15 protein-coding genes and 1 other RNA gene are annotated in these 18,534 nt (G+C 68.0%); 13 read left to right on the forward strand and 3 right to left on the reverse strand.

The features are described from left to right. Positions 1-105: 105 nt before the first annotated feature. From pilV to IM543_08905, 7 genes are all read left to right on the forward strand, one after another. On the forward strand, positions 106-633 hold the full coding sequence (gene pilV, locus IM543_08875; GenBank protein ID QOY95927.1) for a type IV pilus modification protein PilV: 528 nt from the start codon (positions 106-108) through the stop codon (positions 631-633). After that, positions 630-1,565, forward strand: a complete 936-nt coding sequence (locus IM543_08880) for a PilW family protein (GenBank protein ID QOY95928.1) — start codon at positions 630-632, stop codon at positions 1,563-1,565. Before pilV ends, IM543_08880 begins: the two co-directional genes overlap by 4 nt. Positions 1,566-1,647: 82 nt before the next feature. Further along, positions 1,648-2,289, forward strand: coding sequence for a hypothetical protein (locus IM543_08885; GenBank protein ID QOY96589.1), 642 nt, complete (start codon positions 1,648-1,650; stop codon positions 2,287-2,289). Beyond that, positions 2,286-2,762 (forward strand): type IV pilin protein, encoded by a 477-nt coding sequence (locus IM543_08890; GenBank protein ID QOY95929.1) that lies wholly within the window; start codon positions 2,286-2,288, stop codon positions 2,760-2,762. The genes IM543_08885 and IM543_08890 overlap by 4 nt, the downstream gene beginning before the upstream one ends. Further along, a complete protein-coding gene (locus IM543_08895; GenBank protein QOY95930.1) occupies positions 2,759-3,313 on the forward strand; it encodes a GspH/FimT family protein in 555 nt (184 codons plus the stop codon). Before IM543_08890 ends, IM543_08895 begins: the two co-directional genes overlap by 4 nt. A 71-nt stretch (positions 3,314-3,384) precedes the next feature. Next, the gene (ribD, locus tag IM543_08900) at positions 3,385-4,485 is read left to right on the forward strand and encodes a bifunctional diaminohydroxyphosphoribosylaminopyrimidine deaminase/5-amino-6-(5-phosphoribosylamino)uracil reductase RibD (GenBank protein ID QOY96590.1); all 1,101 of its coding nucleotides are present in this window, start codon (positions 3,385-3,387) and stop codon (positions 4,483-4,485) included. Between the two features lie 13 nt (positions 4,486-4,498). Continuing rightward, positions 4,499-5,125, forward strand: coding sequence for a riboflavin synthase (locus IM543_08905; protein QOY95931.1), 627 nt, complete (start codon positions 4,499-4,501; stop codon positions 5,123-5,125). 92 nt (positions 5,126-5,217) lie between these two features. On the opposite strand, the gene IM543_08910 is transcribed toward IM543_08905, so the two are convergent. Both IM543_08910 and IM543_08915 read right to left on the reverse strand, forming a co-directional pair. Further along, positions 5,218-8,169: an insulinase family protein gene (locus IM543_08910; GenBank protein ID QOY95932.1), complete on the reverse strand. Its 2,952-nt coding sequence runs from the start codon at positions 8,167-8,169 to the stop codon at positions 5,218-5,220. A 79-nt stretch (positions 8,170-8,248) separates the two neighbouring features. Then, complete coding sequence (locus tag IM543_08915; GenBank protein QOY95933.1) at positions 8,249-10,918, reverse strand: EAL domain-containing protein; 2,670 nt, start codon at positions 10,916-10,918, stop codon at positions 8,249-8,251. A 360-nt stretch (positions 10,919-11,278) separates the two neighbouring features. On the opposite strand from IM543_08915, the gene ribB reads away from it, so the two are divergent. The 3 genes from ribB (at position 11,279) to nusB (ending at position 13,491) form a co-directional block, all read left to right on the forward strand. Beyond that, positions 11,279-12,385: a 3,4-dihydroxy-2-butanone-4-phosphate synthase gene (gene ribB, locus IM543_08920; protein QOY95934.1), complete on the forward strand. Its 1,107-nt coding sequence runs from the start codon at positions 11,279-11,281 to the stop codon at positions 12,383-12,385. Positions 12,386-12,456: 71 nt separating this feature from the next. Continuing rightward, positions 12,457-12,936 (forward strand): 6,7-dimethyl-8-ribityllumazine synthase, encoded by a 480-nt coding sequence (locus IM543_08925; GenBank protein QOY95935.1) that lies wholly within the window; start codon positions 12,457-12,459, stop codon positions 12,934-12,936. An 84-nt stretch (positions 12,937-13,020) separates the two neighbouring features. Continuing rightward, positions 13,021-13,491 carry a transcription antitermination factor NusB gene (nusB, locus tag IM543_08930; protein ID QOY95936.1) on the forward strand — a complete coding sequence of 157 codons (471 nt, stop codon included), beginning with the start codon at positions 13,021-13,023 and terminating at the stop codon, positions 13,489-13,491. Between the two features lie 263 nt (positions 13,492-13,754). Here nusB and IM543_08935 read toward each other — a convergent pair whose 3' ends face one another. Then, positions 13,755-14,624, reverse strand: a complete 870-nt coding sequence (locus IM543_08935; GenBank protein QOY95937.1) for a transglycosylase SLT domain-containing protein — start codon at positions 14,622-14,624, stop codon at positions 13,755-13,757. A 527-nt stretch (positions 14,625-15,151) separates the two neighbouring features. Here IM543_08935 and ubiD point away from each other — a divergent pair. The 3 genes from ubiD (at position 15,152) to IM543_08950 (ending at position 18,489) form a co-directional block, all read left to right on the forward strand. Then, the gene (gene ubiD, locus IM543_08940; protein QOY95938.1) at positions 15,152-16,636 is read left to right on the forward strand and encodes a 4-hydroxy-3-polyprenylbenzoate decarboxylase; all 1,485 of its coding nucleotides are present in this window, start codon (positions 15,152-15,154) and stop codon (positions 16,634-16,636) included. Positions 16,637-16,729: 93 nt separating this feature from the next. Beyond that, positions 16,730-16,828: signal recognition particle sRNA small type (ffs, locus tag IM543_08945), an RNA gene on the forward strand. A gap of 215 nt (positions 16,829-17,043) precedes the next feature. Next, on the forward strand, positions 17,044-18,489 hold the full coding sequence (locus IM543_08950; GenBank protein ID QOY95939.1) for a chemotaxis protein: 1,446 nt from the start codon (positions 17,044-17,046) through the stop codon (positions 18,487-18,489). The last annotated feature ends 45 nt before the right edge of the window (positions 18,490-18,534 follow it).

Here is an 18,534-nt window from a genome sequence, read left to right on the forward strand (position 1 = left end):
CACGCACTCAGCAGTTCCCCCGACACGATTGCGCCAGCTCACTGCTGGCCTGTGCCCGCCTGATAACTTCGCAGCTCGGTTGGTCAACGCTGTCGAGGGAGGCATATGGTGCGGAGGCGGGCGCAGTCGCTGGGATTCACCTTGGTCGAAGTGCTGGTGGCCCTGTTCGTGCTGGCGGTCGGGATCGTCGGCGCGGGCGCCGCGCAACTGAGCGCCGAACGCACGCGCCAGCAGTCGGCACTGATGTCCGAGGCGGCCCAGCTGGCGGCGGCGCTGGCCGCGCGCATGCAGGTCAATCCGGCCGTCGCGCAATTGCCCGATGGCGCCAATCCTTATCTGGACTTCGCCTACGACGCGGCCGACGGGCCGCCCGCCGCCGGGGTGCTCTGTTTCGGCGGCGCGGCCTGCACGCCGGCCCAGCTGGCCGCGTTCGACCTGCATGACATCCGCCAGGCGGTGCATGCGCAATTCCCTCGCGGGCGCATCGCCGTGTGCCGCGACGGGTCGCCGTGGGACAGCGCCCGCCGGCGTTATCGCTGGCGCTGCGACGGTGACGCGGATGCGCTGCCGGTCGTCAAGCTGGGCTGGCAGGGCAGCGGCGACGGGCCCGGCTATGTCGGGGTGATCCGATGAGCGCCGGCGCGCCCCGCCAGCGCGGCATGACGATGCCCGAACTGCTGGTCGCCATGGCGATCGGCCTGGGGGTGCTGCTCGCCGGCGCCAGCCTGTTCATCTGGGCCAGCCGGAGCTTCGCCGCGCAAGCGGAAACGGCCGCCATGGACGATGCCGGCCGCTATGCGCTGGAAGCGATTGCCCGCGCGGTAAGGCAGTCCGCCGCGGTCGACTGGGAGGGCCAGGCCGACGGGCCGGATCCGTCCGCCCCCGCGCGCCTGGCCGGCCTCGACGCCCGCAGCGTGAGCAAGGCCGGCGTCGCGATCGACAATTCCAGCACCCAGGCCGTCAATGGCAGCGACGTGCTGGCGGTCCGTTTCCCGGGCACGGGCGCCGCGCCCAACGGCGACGGCACCACGCTCGACTGCGCCGGCTTCAGCGTGCACCGCGACGAAGAGGGCTGGAGCATCTTCTACGTCGCCCGCAATGCCCAGGGTGAGGCCGAGTTGCGCTGCAAGTACCGGGGCGCCAGCGCCTGGTCGGCCGATGCGGTGGTCGGCGCGGTCGACAGCTTCCAGGTGCTGTATGGGCTGGACGGCGACGCCGACGGCGCCCCGGAGCGCTACGTGAACGCCAGCGCGCTGGCCGGGCTGGACGCCGGCCTGGTGCTGGCCGGCGCCACCGCGGCCGAGCGCGAGGCCGACCTGCGCCGGCGCACCCACTGGAAGCAGGTGGCGAGCGTGCGCGTGGCCCTGCTGCTGCATGGCCCGGCCAGCCCGCTGGCGGGCGCACGCGACACGGTCTACGACCTGTTCGGAAGCGACTATGGCGAGCTGGCCGGTGGCGACGACGCCGGCACGCGCCTGGGCGAAGACCTGTTGTCGGGTGCGGAGCCGCCGCGCTACCGCAAGGTGTTCGGCACCACGATCGCGCTGCCGGCGCGCAGCCGCTGAGGCCCGCATGACGATACCCGCCCCGCATGCATCGCGTCGCGGCCGGCAGCGCGGTGTCGCGCTGCTGACCGCCATGCTGCTGATGCTGGCGATCCTGGCGACCGGCCTGGCCGCCGCGCGCACGGCCATCAACGGCGCCCGCGCCGCCGGCCACGAGCGCGACCGCATGCTGGCCCTGCACGGCGCCATGGCGGCGCTGGCGGACGCCGAGCACGATATCGAAGGCGGCGCCGACCCAGGCTCGGCGCGCGCGGCGGCGCTGGCCGGCGCCACTCCGGCCGCGTTCGCCGCCGGCTGCGGGGGCGGCGCACCTTATGACGGCCTGTGCGAGGGGGCCGTTGACGCCGGCGACATCTTCGCCGCGCTGGCCGATGCGGACGGGCCGGCGGTCGCGCTCGGCACCTTCACCGGCGCCCGCATGCCGGCAGGCGCGGGCGGGCAGGCGCCGCGCTATCTCATCGAGCGCATGCCGGCCGCCGGCGGCAGCCTGCTGTACCGGGTATCCGCGCTCGGCTTCGGCAGCGCGGCGACTACCCAGGTGGCGATCCAGGCCTACTACCGCAAGCTGCCGGCCGCCAGCGCTCCCGCGCAAGCGCTGCCGGACGCAGCGCAGGCCGGGCCACCGCCCTTGCCGGGCACGCCCGGCGGCCCGGGCCTCCGCGTCGGCTGGCGCGAAATCGGCAACTGGCAGGAAACCCTAGCGGCAAGGAGCGAAGCGCAATGAAACGACAGCACGGATTCACCCTGGTCGAGGTCCTGGCGGTGCTGGCGATCGTGTCGATCCTGGCGGCGATCGCCTATCCGGGCTATGCACGCCATGTGCGCAAGACCCGCAGGGTCGAGGCGCAGCTGGCCCTGGTCGAGGCCATGCAGCGGCAGGAGCAGTACCGCGCGTTGCACCATACCTATGTCGCCTTCTCCGCGTCGGCCGGCGATGCCGACGGCGCCGATGGCGCCGATGGCGCCGATGGCGGGGGATTTCGCTGGTGGCTCGGCGCGCGGCCCGAGGACAGCGCCTACGAGCTCGACGGGCGCCCCTGCGACGGCGAGGAGCTCAGCCAGTGCATCGAGCTGCGCGCCCGGCCGGGCACGGACAGGGTCGACGCCGGGTTCACCGACCCGGACTGCGGCACGCTCAGCTTCGACAGCACCGGCGCGCAGGGCGCGAGCGGCGCGGCAGCACGCTGCTGGCCATGAGCCCGTGCAAGCGCGGCGGCGCCACCCTGGCCGAGCTCGCCGTGGTGCTGGCGATCGCCGCCGTCGCCTTCGCGCTGGCCGCGCCGGACCTGCACGCCCTGGTCGCCGCCCAGCAGCTGAGAGCCGTTTCCGGCGAGCTGCTCGACGCCCTTGCGACCACCCGGGCCCAGGCCATCGCCAGGGGCGAGCGGGTCAAGCTGGTGCCGCGCGACCCGCGGGGCAGCGACTGGACCCGGGGCTGGACGGTCTTCGTCGACCGCGACGGCGACCGCCAGCCGGGGCCGCCGGATGAGCTGATCGCGGTGCACGGGCCGCTGCCGCCGGGCCTGCAGGTCGGCTTTTCCTTCACCCAGTCTGCACCGCCGCAGTACATCGCCTACAATGGCGCCGGGCGCAGCTGCAGCGACAGCAACAGCGGCGCCTCCCGGCTCGGTACGCTCTCGCTGTTTCACGGCGGGCAGATCCGGCGTATTAAAATCAACATGCTCGGGCGCGTGCGGATGTGCAATCCGGCGCGCGACGACGGCTGCGACGGCCCGCAAGCGCCGTAGCAGGCTCCTCGACAGCGGAACGAAAGACTTTGGCAAACGACAGCGCACAGATCCTCAACGACAACGACGGCATGGCGCTGGCGCTGGCCTGGGCCGCGCGAGGCATGTATCTCACCGCGCCGAATCCGCGCATCGGCTGCGTGATCGTGCGCGACGGCGCCGTGATCGGCGCCGGCCATACCCAGCCGGCCGGCCAGGCCCACGCCGAGATCGGGGCGCTGCGCGATGCGGCGCGGCGCGGCATTGACGTGCGCGGCGCCACCGCCTACGTGACGCTGGAGCCGTGCAGCCACCACGGGCGCACGCCGCCATGCGCGGATGCGCTGGTGCAGGCCGGGCTGGGGCGGGTGGTGGCGGCCATGACCGACCCCAATCCCCTGGTCGCCGGCCGCGGCCTGGCCCGGCTGCAGGCGGCGGGCATCGCCGTCACGTCCGGCGTGCTGGCCGACCAGGCCCACGAGCTGAACATCGGCTTTTTCTCGCGCATGCGGCGCGGCCTGCCCTGGGTGCGCCTGAAAGTCGCGGCCAGCCTGGACGGCGCCACCGCACTGGCGGACGGCGAGAGCCAATGGATCACCGGGCCCGAGGCCCGCGCCGACGGCCATGCCTGGCGCGCCCGCGCGCAGGCGATCCTGACCGGCATCGGCACCGTCAAGGCCGACGACCCGCAGCTCACCGTGCGCGGCATCGACACGCCGATGCAGCCGCGCCGCGTGATCGTCGACAGCCGGCTCGAGATCGACCTCGCCGCCCGCATCCTGCAGGGCGAGCCGTGCTGGATCGTCGCCGCCGTCGACGTGCAGGAACGATGCGCCGAAAAAGCGGCGGCGCTGCGCGCGGCGGGCCATGAGGTGATCGTGCTGCCGAACCCGCAGGGCAAGGTCGACCTGCCGGCCCTGATGCGCGAGCTCGGCCGGCGCGAGATCAACGAAGTGCACGTGGAAGCGGGATCGAAACTGAACGCATCGATGGTGCGCGAAGGCTGCGTCGACGAACTGCTGGCCTACCTGGCGCCGAGCCTGATCGGGCCGGGGCAGGGCATGTTCGACCTGCCGCCGCTGGCGCGGCTTGGCGATCAGCGCCGGCTGCGCTTCCACGACGTGGCGCGGATCGGCGCGGACCTCCGCATCCTGGCGCGCTTCGCCGCACCTGACACTGAACACCAACACTGAGGAAGAAGTCCACATGTTTACTGGAATTGTCGCCGCCGTCGGCACCATCACGTCGGTCAAGCCGCTCGAAGGCGGTTCTTTCGCGGGCGTGCGCCTGGAAGTCGACGCCGGCCCGCTGGCGCTGGGCGATGTCGCGCTGGGCGACTCGATCGCCATCAACGGCGCCTGCATGACCGTGGTGGCCAAGACCGGGCAAGGCTTCACCGTCGACGTCTCGCGCGAAAGCCTGAACAAGACCGTCGGGCTGGAAGCGCCCGGCGAAGTCAACCTGGAAAAGGCGCTGACCCTGGCCGAGCGCCTGGGCGGCCACCTGGTGTCCGGCCACGTCGACGGACTGGGCACCGTGCACAGCTTCGAGCCGGTGGGCGAATCGCGCGAACTGGTGATCGATGCGCCCTGGGAGCTGGCCAAGTTCCTGGCCTACAAGGGATCGGTGGTGGTCAACGGCGTGTCGCTGACCGTCAACCGCGTGGAAGACCTCGAGGCTGAAGGCGGCAAGGTATGCCGCTTCTCGATCAACCTGATTCCGCACACGATCGAGGTCACCACCCTGAAGCACTTGCAGGCCGGCTCGCAGGTGAACCTGGAGATCGACCTGATCGCGCGCTACGTGGAGCGCATGCTGTCGGCGAAGGGGTGAATCGTCGGGTGGGCGTTATCGGTTCCATGCTCGTGCACGACGATCTTGCTGCTGGTTGAACGCGTGGGCGGACATCCGCCCACCCTACACAGTCAACCGCCTGGCGCTGCGCTCCCGGTTCCGGACGCCGCCACGGCAGTCGCCGTCGGCGCCTCCGGATTCAAGACCACCTGCACGTAGTTCTGTTCGTTGAAGTAGCGCCGCGCCGCCACCCGGATATCCTCGGCGCGCAGGGCCTGCACCTGCTGCTCGACCTGCAGGATCGATGCCGGGTCGGTGCCTTCGCTGAGCGCCGTCTGCAGGTGTCCCAGCCAGTAGCCGTTCTCGCGCAGCGAGCGGCGGTGGTTCTGGATCCAGTTGCTCTTCACCTTGTCCAGGTCGGCCGCCTGCGGGCCATCGCGCTGCAGCTTTTCGATCTCGGCGAAGGTCGCCGCGATCACCTTGTCCACATGTTCCGGTCCGGTGGGCAGGGTCACGCCGATCGAGTAGTGCCCGTAGGGGATCTTGCTCAGCACACCCGAGGCGCCGCCGCCGTAGATCAGCGCCATTTTCTCGCGCAGCACATCGATGATGCGCAGGTTGAGCACCTCGAGCAGGGCCGACAGGCGCAGCTGTTCGGCTTCGCTGAATTCGGCCGCGCCGGTAAAGGTCAGCGAGATCGTGCTCTTCGGCTCGGAGCCGCTGCGCACCTCGCGCTTGACCACGCCTTGCGCCGGGCGCAGGCCGACGTCGCGGTAGGCCACGGTGAGTTCCGGCGTCGGCAGGCTGCCCAGGTAGGTCGCCAGCAGGGGCTTGATCGTGGCCACGTCGAAACTGCCGACCAGGATGAAGCTCAGGTCGCGGGCGGAGGAGAAGCGCTGGCGGAAGATCTCGATGCTGCGGTCGAGGTCGATCTGCTCGTATTCTTCCGCCTTCAGGGTGCGCGGGGCGCGCGGATGCTTGTTGTACAGCGCCGCCATGACCGCGTCGCCAAAGTGCGCGCCCGGCTGGGCGGTCTGGTTGCGAGCCTGCTCGGCCTGCTTGCCGACGTAGGAGCGGAACAGGTCTTCGTCGCGCCGCACGTCCTGGAACTTCAGCCAGGTCAGTTGCAGCATGGTCTCGATGTCGGTCGCGCCCGAGGCGCCCACCACCACGTCGGTGTAGTTGGCCAGGCCGACGTTCACCTGGGCCGCCTTGCCGGCCAGGATCTTGCGCATGTCCAGCGGCGTGAAATCCTTCACGCCCATGCTGGCCACGATCGCGTTGGCGAAGCGCGCATTCAGGATGTCCTGGTCGCCGAACAGGCTCTGGCCGCCGAAGCGGGCCGCGCTCATCAATACCTGGTCGTTGCGGAAGTCGGTCGGCTTGAGGATCACCTTGACCCCGTTCGACAGGGTCAGGCGGGTCAGGCCGAGCGCTTTGTCGTGGGTCTCGGCCACGATGCTGCCTGCCTTGGGCGGGCGTTCCATCAGGCGTTTCGCCAGCGTCTTCTCGTCGCGCGGCTGCAGTTCGGCGCGCTGCGCCGCGGCCACCGCGCCCAGCAGCTGTGCGCCCTGCGGCGTCTCGGGACGGGTCACGCCGGTGTACAGCACCAGCTTGCCCGACGCGAGCGGGATGGTGCGGCGCGCATAGTCGTTGATCTCGGCGAGCGTGATGCCGGGCACCAGTTCCTTGACGTAGCGGTACTCGGTGTCGATGCCGGGAATCGCTTCCTGCTGCAGGAAATTGCGGATGTACTCGGCGGCATAGGTGCCCGAATCGCTCTTGGCGCGTTCGTTCCAGGCCTGTTCGTAGGTGCGCATCAGGTTTTTCTTGACCCGCTCGAGTTCGTCCGCGCTGAAGCCGAAGCGGCGCGCGCGCTCGTTTTCCTCGACCAGGGCGGTGAGGGCGGCTTCGGCGCCGCGCGGTCCGAGCGCGGCCGAGGCATTGTAGGAACGGTAGCGCGGGGTCAGCTTGCCGAGCGAGCTGCTGGCGCCCATGAAGGGCGGCTCCGGCAGCTGCGACAGCTCCTGCAGGCGCTGGTTCAGCATGCTCGAGAACATCGACTGCACCAGGTCGTCGCGGTAGGCGCGGACAGTGCCGGCCTCGACCACCGGCTGCACCGGGTAGCGGATCAGCACCGCATTGCCGGTCGCCTCGGGGTCGGTGACCACCAGGGCCTCGCTTGCCTGGCGCGTCGGGATCTCGGCATAGGCGCGCGGGCGCGCCGGGCTGGGATTCTTGAGGTGCGCGAAGTGCGACTTGACCAGCTTCTCGGCCCGGGCCGGGTCGATGTCGCCGACCACCACCACCGCCATCAGGTCGGGGCGGTACCAGTCGCGGTAGAAGCGCGTCAAGGCGTCAGGCTTGAAGTTGCGCAGCACCTCTTCGGTGCCGATCGGCAGGCGCTCGGCATACCTCGAGCCGTTGAAGATCGCCGGCATGATCTGCTTGCCCATGCGGTCCGAAGCGCCCTTGCCGAGGCGTAGCTCTTCGAGCACGATGCCGCGTTCCTTGTCGACCGCCTCCGGATCGAAGTCCAGGCCGTGGGCCCAGTCTTCCAGCACCTGGAAGGCCTTGGCCACGTGTTCCGGCTTGTCGGTCGGGATCGGCAGGATGTAGACGGTTTCGTCGAACGAGGTGTAGGCGTTCAGGTCGGCGCCGAAGCCGACCCCGATCGACTGCAGGTAGGACACCAGCTCATGCTTGCGGAAATGCGTGGAGCCGTTGAAGGCCATGTGCTCGACGAAATGGGCCAGGCCACGCTGGTCCTCGTCCTCGAGGATCGAGCCGGCCTTGACCACCAGGCGCAGTTCGAGCTTGCGTTCGGGGCGGGCATTGCGCTGGATGTAATAGGTGAGGCCGTTGGCGAGCTTGCCTACCTTGACCTGCGGACCGACCGGGATCGGGGCGTCCAGGCGCAAGGAACCGGCGGTCCGGGACGTGGCCCTGGCGCTGGGCGGCTCGGCTGTCGCGGGGGCTTGTGCGGCGGCCACCGGCACGGCCGCCAGCGATTGTACGCACAGCAGCGCGGCCAGGCAGTGGCCGATCAGGCCGAGGGGGCCGCGCAGGGGTTTCTTGCTCATCTGGAATCCGATTCTGGTGACGAGCACGCATTCTACCGCGCGTGCCGGCCGACGCTGTTGCGCCAAGGCCGTAGTATGTTCATACAGTAACGCGTCCCTTGGCCAGCAGTTGTGCCATTTCGTGGGCCGGCACCGGGCGGCTGTACAGGTAGCCCTGCATGACGTCGCAGCCGATGAGGCCCAGGAAGTCGCGCTGGCCCACCGTTTCCACGCCTTCGGCCACGACCGACAGCGCCAGGCCCTGGGCCAGCGCGATGGTGGCCTGGGCGATCGCCGCGCTGCGCTGCTCGACCGTGATGTTGCGCACGAAAGTCTGGTCGATCTTCAGTTTGTCGAGCGGGAAGCGCGACAGGTAGCCGAGCGAGGAATAACCGGTGCCGAAGTCGTCCAGCGAGAGCGACACGCCCATGGCGCGCAGCTCGGCCATCTGCGTCTCGGCCACGGCGCTGTCGCCCAGCATCACGCTCTCGGTCAGCTCCACCTCCAGGTAGCGCGGCGCCAGGCCGCTATCGAGCAGGGCCTTGCGCACGACGGCGCACACCGAGCCGGCCTTGAACTGGCTGGCCGAGACATTGACCGCCACCCGCACCGGCGGCAGGCCGGCGTTCTGCCAGGCCTTGTTCTGGAAGCATGCCTGGCGGATCACCCATTCGCCGATCGGGTGGATCAGGCCGGTATCCTCGGCCAGCGGGATGAAGTCGCCCGGCGGCACCACGCCGATTTCGGCGCTGCGCCAGCGCAGCAGGGCTTCCATCCCGACCACGCGGCCGTCGAGACGCGCAACCTGTGGCTGGTAGTGCAGGGCCAGCTCGTCGCGCTCGATGGCGCGCCGCAGACGCGTTTCCAGGGCCAGCCAGCGCAAGGCCTGCGCGTTCATCTCGCCCTTGAAGAAGCGGAACCCGTTGCGCCCCGCACCCTTCACCTCGGTCAGCGCGGCGTCGGCGGCTTTCAGCAGGTCGCCCGGGGCGTTGCCGTCGCGCGGGAAGATGCTGATGCCGACGCTGCCGGTCACCACCACGTCGTGCCCGCCGACCGAATGGGGCTGGGCGATGGCATCGATCAGGCGGCGCGCGGCCAGGATGATGTCCTCGTTGTCGCGGCAAGCGGTGAGCAGCAGGACGAACTCGTCGCCCGACAGCCGCGCCAGGGTGTCGGTGGGGCCGGCGATGTCGCCCACCCGGCGCGCCACCTCGCGCAGCACCGCATCGCCGGCCGCGTGGCCCAGGCTGTCGTTGATGCGCGACAGGCGGTCGACATTGAACATGAGCAGCGCGAGCTGGCCGTCGCCCTGGCGCGCGGCCGCCATCGCCTGCTGCAGGCGGTCGTTGAACAGCGAGCGGTTGGGCAGCAGGGTGAGCGCGTCGTGGTTCGACAGGAAGTCGAGCTGGTAGTGCGCGGCTTTCAGGGCCGACAGGTCGGTCGATACGGCCACGTAGGCCGTCAGCTTGCCGGCCTCGTCGCGCACGGCGCTGATGCTGGTGCGCGCCGGATAGACCTCGCCGTTCTTGCGCCGGTTCCAGATCTCGCCGCGCCACTGGCCGTCGTGTTCCAGGCACTGCCACATGGCGAGGTAGAAGCCGGCGTCATGGCGGCCCGAACGCAGGATGCGCGGGTTCTGGCCCAGCACCTCGGCTTCGCCGAAGCCCGTGATCTGCTCGAAGGCCGGATTCACCGCCACGATGTTGGCGTCGGCATCGGTCATCACGATGCCTTCCTGGGTGCTGTCGAACACCTGGCGCGCCAGTTCGAGGCGGTGCTCGCTTTCGCGCAGGGCATGGTCGGCGTCGGCGCGCGCCAGCGCTTCCAGCTGGAGCTGGGCCGCATGGCGCTGGATGAGGTCGTACAGGTTCAGGTTTTCATAGGCCACCGCCAGCTGGGCGGCCAGTGCGGTGGCCCAGCGTTCCTCTTCGTCGGTGAACGAGGGTGCGCCCGGGCGGCGCGCGCAGTACAGCCAGCCGTGCGGGTGCTGCAGGTCGTGCACCTGCAGGCCCAGGAAGCTGCCCATGGCCGGATGGCAGGACGGGATGCCGCCCAGCAGGGGATCGCCCTTGCTCAGGCGCAGCGGCGCCCGGGCGCGCAGCAGCATGCCGGGCAGTCGGGCTTCGTCGAGGGCGTGGGAGGCCAGCAGGCTGGGGGCGAGCGCCCAGGTGTCGAGGTGGCGCACGCTACGTTCGCCCCGGTCGAGCAGGCACAGGGCGGCAAAGTCGGCGTGCAGGACGCGCCGCGCGGCGTCGAGGAAGGAGGCGGCCAGGGTCTCGACGCGGCGCTCGCCGATCAGGGTCAGGCACATGCGTTCGAGTTCGGCCAGGCGCGCGCCCAGGTCGAAGGGAAGCGCACGTTCGCTTTCCTGGACCGGCGGCGCCGGCGGCGCGACGCCCTCGCGCATGCCCAGCTCGGCTCCGATGGCGCCCAGGATCTGCTGCGGGTCGGCCGGCTTGGACAGGACGGTGGCGACGCCGCAGCGCGCCGCCATCGCCCGGGTCTCGCGTTCCGCGTAGACGGCCGAAAAGAAAATCACGCGGATGCTGCGCAGGTCGGCATCGCGGCGCAGCTGCTGTACCAGTTCGTAGCCGTCCATCACGGGCATCAGCAGGTCGGTGATGATCAGGTCGGGGCGTTGTGCGCGTGCCAGCGCCAGGGCCTGGGCGCCGTCCTCCGCTTCGAGCAGCCGGTGGCCGGTGTAAGCGATCAGCGCCTTGAGGAAGGCACGGTTGCTCGGCCGGTCGTCGACGACGAGGATCGTGGCCATTCAGCGCCGCCTTTGCGCAGAAAGGCTGCATGGATCGGGCGGATGGCGGACGACCATCATGGCAACTCCAGAAAATGGCCGGCTATCACTCGGGAAACACCTCCGTGACGCACCCGGCCGCAATGTCTTTATCATAATCCAGGCATGCGTGGGCACGCTGTCTTGTTGCGTGCGGGAAACTATAGGGTAAACAAATTTGTGTCCTTTCACGCACACTGTTCGGAATTTGTTGCTTTCAGGGAACAAAGCTTGACGTATTCCCAGCGTTGTGGTCCTGGGGCCCGCCATCACCTCGGTTGAAAGACAGTAAATCCTTTAAAATAGCGGATTACGCAAAATCCCCCGTTTCAAGGAATCCGTATGCCTATCTCCAGCACCGAGGAAATCGTTGCCGAACTGCGCGCAGGGCGCATGGTCATTCTTGTCGACGAAGAAGACCGCGAAAACGAGGGCGACCTGGTGCTTGCCGCCGACTTCGTCACCCCGGAAGCGATCAACTTCATGATCCGCCATGCGCGTGGCCTGGTCTGCCTGACCCTGACCGAAGAACGTTGCGACGAGCTGGCGCTGCCGATGATGACCTCGAAGAACGGCACCTCGTTCGGCACCAATTTCACGGTGTCGATCGAGGCGGCCGAGGGCGTGACCACCGGCATTTCCGCGGCCGACCGCGCGCGCACCATCCAGGTCGCCGTGAACAAGGGAACGACCCCGGACGACCTGGTCCAGCCGGGTCACATCTTCCCGCTGCGCGCCCAGAAGGGCGGCGTCCTGATGCGCGCCGGCCATACCGAAGCCGGCTGCGACCTGACCGAGATGGCCGGCCTGACCCCGGCCTCGGTGATCTGCGAGATCATCAAGGAAGACGGCACCATGGCGCGCCTGCCGGACCTGATCGACTTCGCCGGCGAACACAAGCTGAAGATCGGCACCATTGCCGACCTGATCCATTACCGCAGCCAGAACGAAAGCCTGGTCGAGCGCGTGGCCGAGCGTCCCCTGAGCACCCCGTATGGCGAGTTCAAGCTGGTCGCCTTCCGCGACAAGCCGAGCGGCGCCGCCCACCTGGCCCTGGTGCACGGCGAACTGGCGCGCGACAAGGAAGCCCTGGTGCGGGTGCACCAGCCGGTCTCGATCCTGGACGTGCTCGGCAATTGCGCCTCGACCCACTCCTGGGACCTGGCCTCGGCCATGAAGGCGGTGCAGGGCGGCGACTGTGGCGCCATCGTGCTGCTCAACTGCGGCGAGACCGCCGACCAGCTGTTCGCCCAGTTCGCCCCGCGCGATACCGGCCCGAGGAGCGCGCGTGCGGCATCGATGGACCTGCGCACCTACGGTATCGGCGCCCAGATCCTGCGCAATCTCGGCGTGGGCAAGATGCAACTGCTGGCCAACCCGCGCAAGATGCCGTCGATGACCGGCTTCGACCTGGAAGTCACCGGCTACCTGCCGCAGCCGTCCGCGTGACGGGTCCGGTACGACGCGCCGTAGAGAAATCACACTAATATATATACATCACAGAGAAGAAGAGGTCAGCCATGACGGTACCAACTTATGAAAGCAACCTGGCGGGCGAAGGCCTGCGCATCGGCATCGTGCAGGCGCGGTTCAACGCCGACGTCGGCCATGGCCTGCTGTCATCCTGCCTGGCCGAACTGAAGCGCCTGGGCGTCGGCGACGAGGACATCCTCCACGTTACCGTCCCGGGTGCGCTGGAAGTGCCGCTGGCGCTGCAGAAGATGGCCGAGACCCAGCAGTTCGATGCGCTGGTCGCGCTCGGCGCGGTGATCCGCGGCGAAACCTACCACTTCGAGCTGGTCTCGAACGAGTCGGGCGCGGGCATCACCCGCATCGGCCTGGACTACGGCATGCCGATCGCCAACGCCATCCTCACCACCGAGAACGACGAGCAGGCCGAAGTCCGCATGGCCGAGAAGGGCCTGGAAGCGGCGCGCGTCGCGGTCGAGATGTCGAACCTGCTGTTCGCGCTCGAAGAGCTGCAGGCCGAAGAAGAATAAGAGCGCCTGAGCTTTCCCCCATGGCGGCCTTGCCGCCGTGGGGGTTTGTCAAGCGCTCCAGGAATAAGGAAGGAAGAGAATCACATGACCGATAAAACCACGCACGCCAACCCGAGCAAGAACCGCACGCCGCGCCACCGCGCGCGCGAGTTCGCGCTGCAGGGCCTGTACCAGTGGCTGCTGAACAATGAGCCGGCCCGCACGGTCGTCGCCAACATCCGTGGCGCGCACGGCTTCGAGAAGGCCGACGGCGAATTCTTCGGCGAACTGCTGAACGGCGCCATTGCCACCTCCGTCGAACTGCGCGAAGCCATCGCGCCGCTGATCGACCGCGGCGTGGCCGAACTGTCGCCGATCGAGCATGCGGTGCTGCTGCTGGGCGCCTACGAGCTGAAGAACCATCCGGAAATCCCCTACCGCGTCGTCATCAACGAGGCGGTCGAGCTGACCAAGTCCTTCGGCGGCATCGACGGCCACAAGTACGTCAACGGCGTGCTGGACAAGCTGGCGTCGAGCCTGCGCCCGGACGAAGTGGCGGCAGACGCGCGCCGCTGATCCGCGGTTCTTCCATATGGAGAGAAAGCCACCGTGGCGTTGCCCGGTGGCTTTTTTATTGCCGCTGTTTCGCTTGCCCGTCGATGAAGCCGATGGCGCGCCACCATGTTGTCCTGAAGCCACGCAACAGGCGGCGCCGGCGGGCCCGGCCAGGGGAGGGGCTTGAGCCGCAACAGTTCAGGCCTCATCCCTCGCCAACGCTGGCGGCGCCAACGAAAAAGCCACCGCAAAGGGTGGCTGCCGAGGCGTGTTTCCTGCCTGGCTTACAGGGTGGCCAGCGCTTCCAGGCCGTGGTTGTCCGGCTTGGCGGGAGCAACCGCAGGACTGGTCACCGGAGCCTCGTTCGGCACGGCGGCCGGCGCCTGCTTGACCACGACCGGCGCCGGCAGCGGACGCGGATTGGTGATCGGCACCTTGTGGCCGCGCGCAACCTGCTTCAGTCGCTTGTACTCGGCCAGCACCTTGGCGCCGTAGCCGGAATCGGTTGCCAGGTCGGCCGCGCCGACGTAGGTCTTCAGGCCGCCTTCGACGGAACCGGTGCGCTTGACGTAATCCTTCAGGATCAGGGCGCCGACCTTGATGTTGGCGACCGGATTCAGGGCGGCTTCCTGGCCGCCGACCTTCTCGAACTTGTCGTGGTGAACCTTGGCCATGACCTGCATCAATCCCTTGGCGCCCATCGGGCTTTCGGCGAAGGGGTTCAGGCCGGATTCGATCGCCATCACCGCCAGGATCAGCAGCGGGTCGAGCTTGACCTCGTGCGCCGTCATGTAGGCGGTCGAGACCAGCATGTTGGCGGCGTCGCTGGCAACGCGGTAACGCCGGCTCAGCCAGGAGGTGACCCATTGCTGTTGCTTGGTATTGCCGAGGTGCTGCGCAGTCACGTGGCGCGTTTCGACGGCCTCGGCGGCCGGCACGGCCACGGGCGCCGGAGCGGGCGGCGCCACGGCGACGATCTCGGGCTGGGGATGCAGCATGGTCGAGACGCGCTTGGCGACGTCTTCGTTGGTATACAGCAGCGCCAGCATGGCCACTGCCGAGAGACCGAATACGGTCAGGGTGTTGCGTGCGGTGTTGAACATGCCGCGTGCCGCTTTGCTCATGGAAGACCATGTGACTGGCTGGCTGGCCATGGATTGCACGAGCCTTGCGCTCGTGATGAAACGATGGATCATCGAATTCCCCTTGTCGCGGCAAAAAGACTCCTGTCACGGCGCAGGAACGTGAAGTTCGCGCTGTGTTCGGGACTGATTGCCGTGCATCAGAAATATCGTAGGTCGCCGCGTCGCGGCCGACTAACGCCGTCATTGCCTTGCTACAGCTGGCTGCTTTGAAACCCGTGCGGGTAGAACCAGTGGCTCAACAACTGTCTCGGGGGATTGGGCAGACGCCCAGTGAAAACACTCCTCAAAAATGTCATGTGGGGCCCCGACCCCGTGAATGCATGAGAACAGCTAAAATCACGTCAGAACGACTACCTGCCTCATCAAGTAGGACGGATTCTAGTGGCTCCCTTATACCAAGTCAACCCTAGCACGATCCGCTCTTATTACTTTTAGTTCTGATTGCCAGGCCGAAATTTTCAAAAGGCTTGCTAAATCAACTACTTGGCATGGTGCCTTGAACCAGCTTCTACTGACGAGATAACGATCAAAACTTGATGAAATATTCAGATTTGCGGGACTTTATGGCGCAGCTCGAACGAATGGGCGAGCTCAAACACGTTGGCGTACCGGTGTCGCCCCACCTCGAGATGACGGAGATCTGCGACCGGACCCTGCGCGCCGAAGGCCCTGCGCTGCTGTTCGAGAAGCCGACCGGGTACGCCATGCCGGTGCTGGGCAACCTGTTCGGCACCCCACGCCGGGTCGCGCTGGGCATGGGCGCCGAAAGCGTCACCGAGCTGCGCAATATCGGCCACGTGCTGGCGCGCCTGAAGGAGCCGGAGCCGCCCAAGGGCTTCAAGGACGTCATGGGCCTGGGCTCGCTGGTCAAGGCGGTGTGGGACATGGCGCCGAAAGAAGTGCGCGGCGCGCCCTGCCACGACATCGTCTGGGAAGGGCAGGACGTCGACCTGGCCAGGCTGCCGATCCAGCACTGCTGGCCGGGCGACATCGCGCCCCTGATCACCTGGGGCCTGGTGATCACCAAGGGTCCGCACAAGAAGCGCCAGAACCTGGGTATCTACCGCCAGCAGGTGCTGGGGCCGAACAAGCTGATCATGCGCTGGCTGGCGCACCGCGGCGGCGCGCTCGACTTCCGCGAGCACGCGCTGGCCAATCCCGGCAAGCCCTATCCGGTGGCGGTGGCGCTCGGCGCCGATCCGGCCACCATCCTGGGCGCCGTGACGCCGGTGCCGGACAGCCTGTCCGAATACCAGTTCGCCGGCCTGCTGCGCGGCCAGCGCACCGTGCTCACCAAAGCCATCGGCAGCGAACTGCGGGTGCCGGCATCGAGCGAGATCGTGCTCGAAGGGCATATCTATCCGGATACGAACCATCCGTCCGGTTTCGAGCATGCGCTCGAAGGCCCGTACGGCGACCACACCGGTTATTACAATGAGCAGGACAGCTTCCCGGTGTTCACGGTCGACCGCATCACGATGCGGCGCGACCCGGTCTACCACTCGACCTACACCGGCAAGCCGCCCGACGAGCCGGCGGTGCTGGGCGTGGCCCTGAACGAGGTCTTCATCCCGCTGCTGCAAAAGCAGTTCAGCGAAATCACCGACTTCTACCTGCCGCCGGAAGGCTGCAGCTACCGGATGGCGGTGGTGCAGATGAAGAAGCAGTACGCCGGCCACGCCAAGCGCGTCATGTTCGGGGTCTGGAGTTTCCTGCGCCAGTTCATGTATACCAAGTTCATCGTGGTGGTGGACGAGGACGTCGACGTGCGCGACTGGAAGGAAGTCATCTGGGCCATCACGACCCGGGTCGACCCGACCCGCGACACGGTCATGGTCGACAATACGCCGATCGACTACCTCGACTTCGCCTCGCCAATCAGCGGCCTGGGCAGCAAAATGGGCATCGACGCCACCAACAAGTGGCCGGGCGAGACCAGCCGCGAGTGGGGCACGCCGATCGTCATGACGCCGGAAGTGAAGGCGCGCGTGGACGATATCTGGGGCCAGCTGGGCCTGTAAGCGCGCATGGCGTGCCGGCACTGCTGAAAGCGCGCAAACAGGCTTTGCAAGATCCGGCCCCATAAAGTTCGGGGGTCGGGTATAATGATCGCTGGCGGGCCCCTGCGCATTGCGGCATGGTTTACCTGGTCAGGTCGGGAACGAAGCAGCCAAAGCCGTTCACCGCAAGTGCCGCAGATCAGGCTCGCCTCCTCCTTTCTCTTCGCTTCATCTCTCCTCAGTCGTTCCCACGCCGGCATTGGCAGCGCGTCGATATTCCCGTCTGAAATGTACTTTCGAAAAATCCTTGGCCGTGTTGCATTTACGTTGCACGAACCGGGATTGTTCCGTTAATTCAATCAAATTTCCCTGTGGAAATTATGAAATCTGGTTGAATGTGCGCCTTGACATATTGATGAGAGCGCAACGTGGAACAGTACAGTGTAGACCAGGTGTTGAAGGCGAGTCATCTACGGGCCGACCGGCTCATGTGCGGGGTGCTGTGGTGCCTGTTCGCGATGGCGCTTGCCCTGTCCGGCATGTACGACACCTTGCGCTGGGCGCTGTTGGTCGGCCTGCCGGCGGCGCTCGTGCCGACCCTGCTGACGCTCGCCAATGGCGGCACCCGCCTGTCGCGCATGGCGGTCGCGGTGGCCATGATGGTGTTCTGCGCCCTGCACATCCACCAGGCGGCCGGACGCACCGAGCTGCACTTCGGGATCTTCGTGCTGCTGGCCTTCCTGCTGTGCTACCGCGACTGGCGCGTGATCGTCGCGGCCGCAGGCGTGGTGGCGCTGCACCACCTGTCTTTTAATTACCTGCAGGAACTCGGTTTCGGCGTGCGCTGCCTGAGCGAGCCCGGCCTGCCCATGGTGCTGTTCCATGCCGCGTATGTCGTGGCCGAGAGCGCGGTATTGTGCTTCCTGGCCCAGGTACTGCGCCGCGACGCCCTGCAGTCGGCCGAACTGCGCGTGAGCGTGGCCACGATGGCGAACCCGGGCGGACGGATCGACCTGCGCGCCGCGGCCCTGCCGGCCGAGAGCGGCAGCGGGCGCGCGCTGCGCGACGTGGTGCGCCTGCTGGAAGAAGCGATGGCCAGCGTCCAGCGCAGCGTGCAGGCGACCAGCGCCAGTTCGGTGCAGATCGCCGCCGGCAATGCCGAGCTGGCGACGCGCACCAGCGCGCAGGCCGCCTCGATCCAGGTGACGGTGCGCTCGATGGCCGAACTGACCGGCACCGTCCAGCAGAACGCCGCGCGCGCGGTTGCCGCCAACGAACTGGCGGGCAGCGCCTCCGACGTCGCCGCCCTCGGCGGGGAGGTGGTCGCCAAGGCGGTGCAGCGCATGGCATCGATCGATGCCTCGTCGCGCAAGATCGCCGACATCATCGCGGTGATCGACGGGATCGCCTTCCAGACCAATATCCTGGCGCTGAACGCGGCGGTCGAGGCGGCCCGGGCGGGTGAGCAGGGGCGTGGCTTCGCCGTCGTCGCGAGCGAAGTGCGTAACCTGGCGCAGCGCTCGGCCACGGCCGCGCACGAGATCAAGGCGCTGATCGGCGAATCGGTGTCCCAGGTGGAGGCCGGCAGCGCGCTGGTCCGACAGGCGGGCGCCACCATGGAGCAGGTGGTCGACAGCGTGCGCCAGGTCTCCACCCTGATTGCCGGCATCAGCAGCGCCAGCCGCGAGCAGGCAGCCGGCATTGCCGAGATCGACGAGGCGATCCGCGCGATGGATGCCTCCACGCGCGACAACGCCCGGCTGGTCGAGCAGGCCGCCAGTACGGCCGGGTCGCTGGAAGGGCAGGCGCGCCGGCTGGCGGAGGTGGTCGGGGTCTTCCACCTGGACCCCCGCCAGGCCCGCATCGCGGCCTGAGGGTGTAGCCGGGGACGCCGCGGAAAGTTCGCGGCGCCCGCCAAC

The sequence above is a fragment of the Massilia sp. UMI-21 genome (genome assembly GCA_015277795.1).
Lineage (GTDB): Bacteria > Pseudomonadota > Gammaproteobacteria > Burkholderiales > Burkholderiaceae_D > Telluria.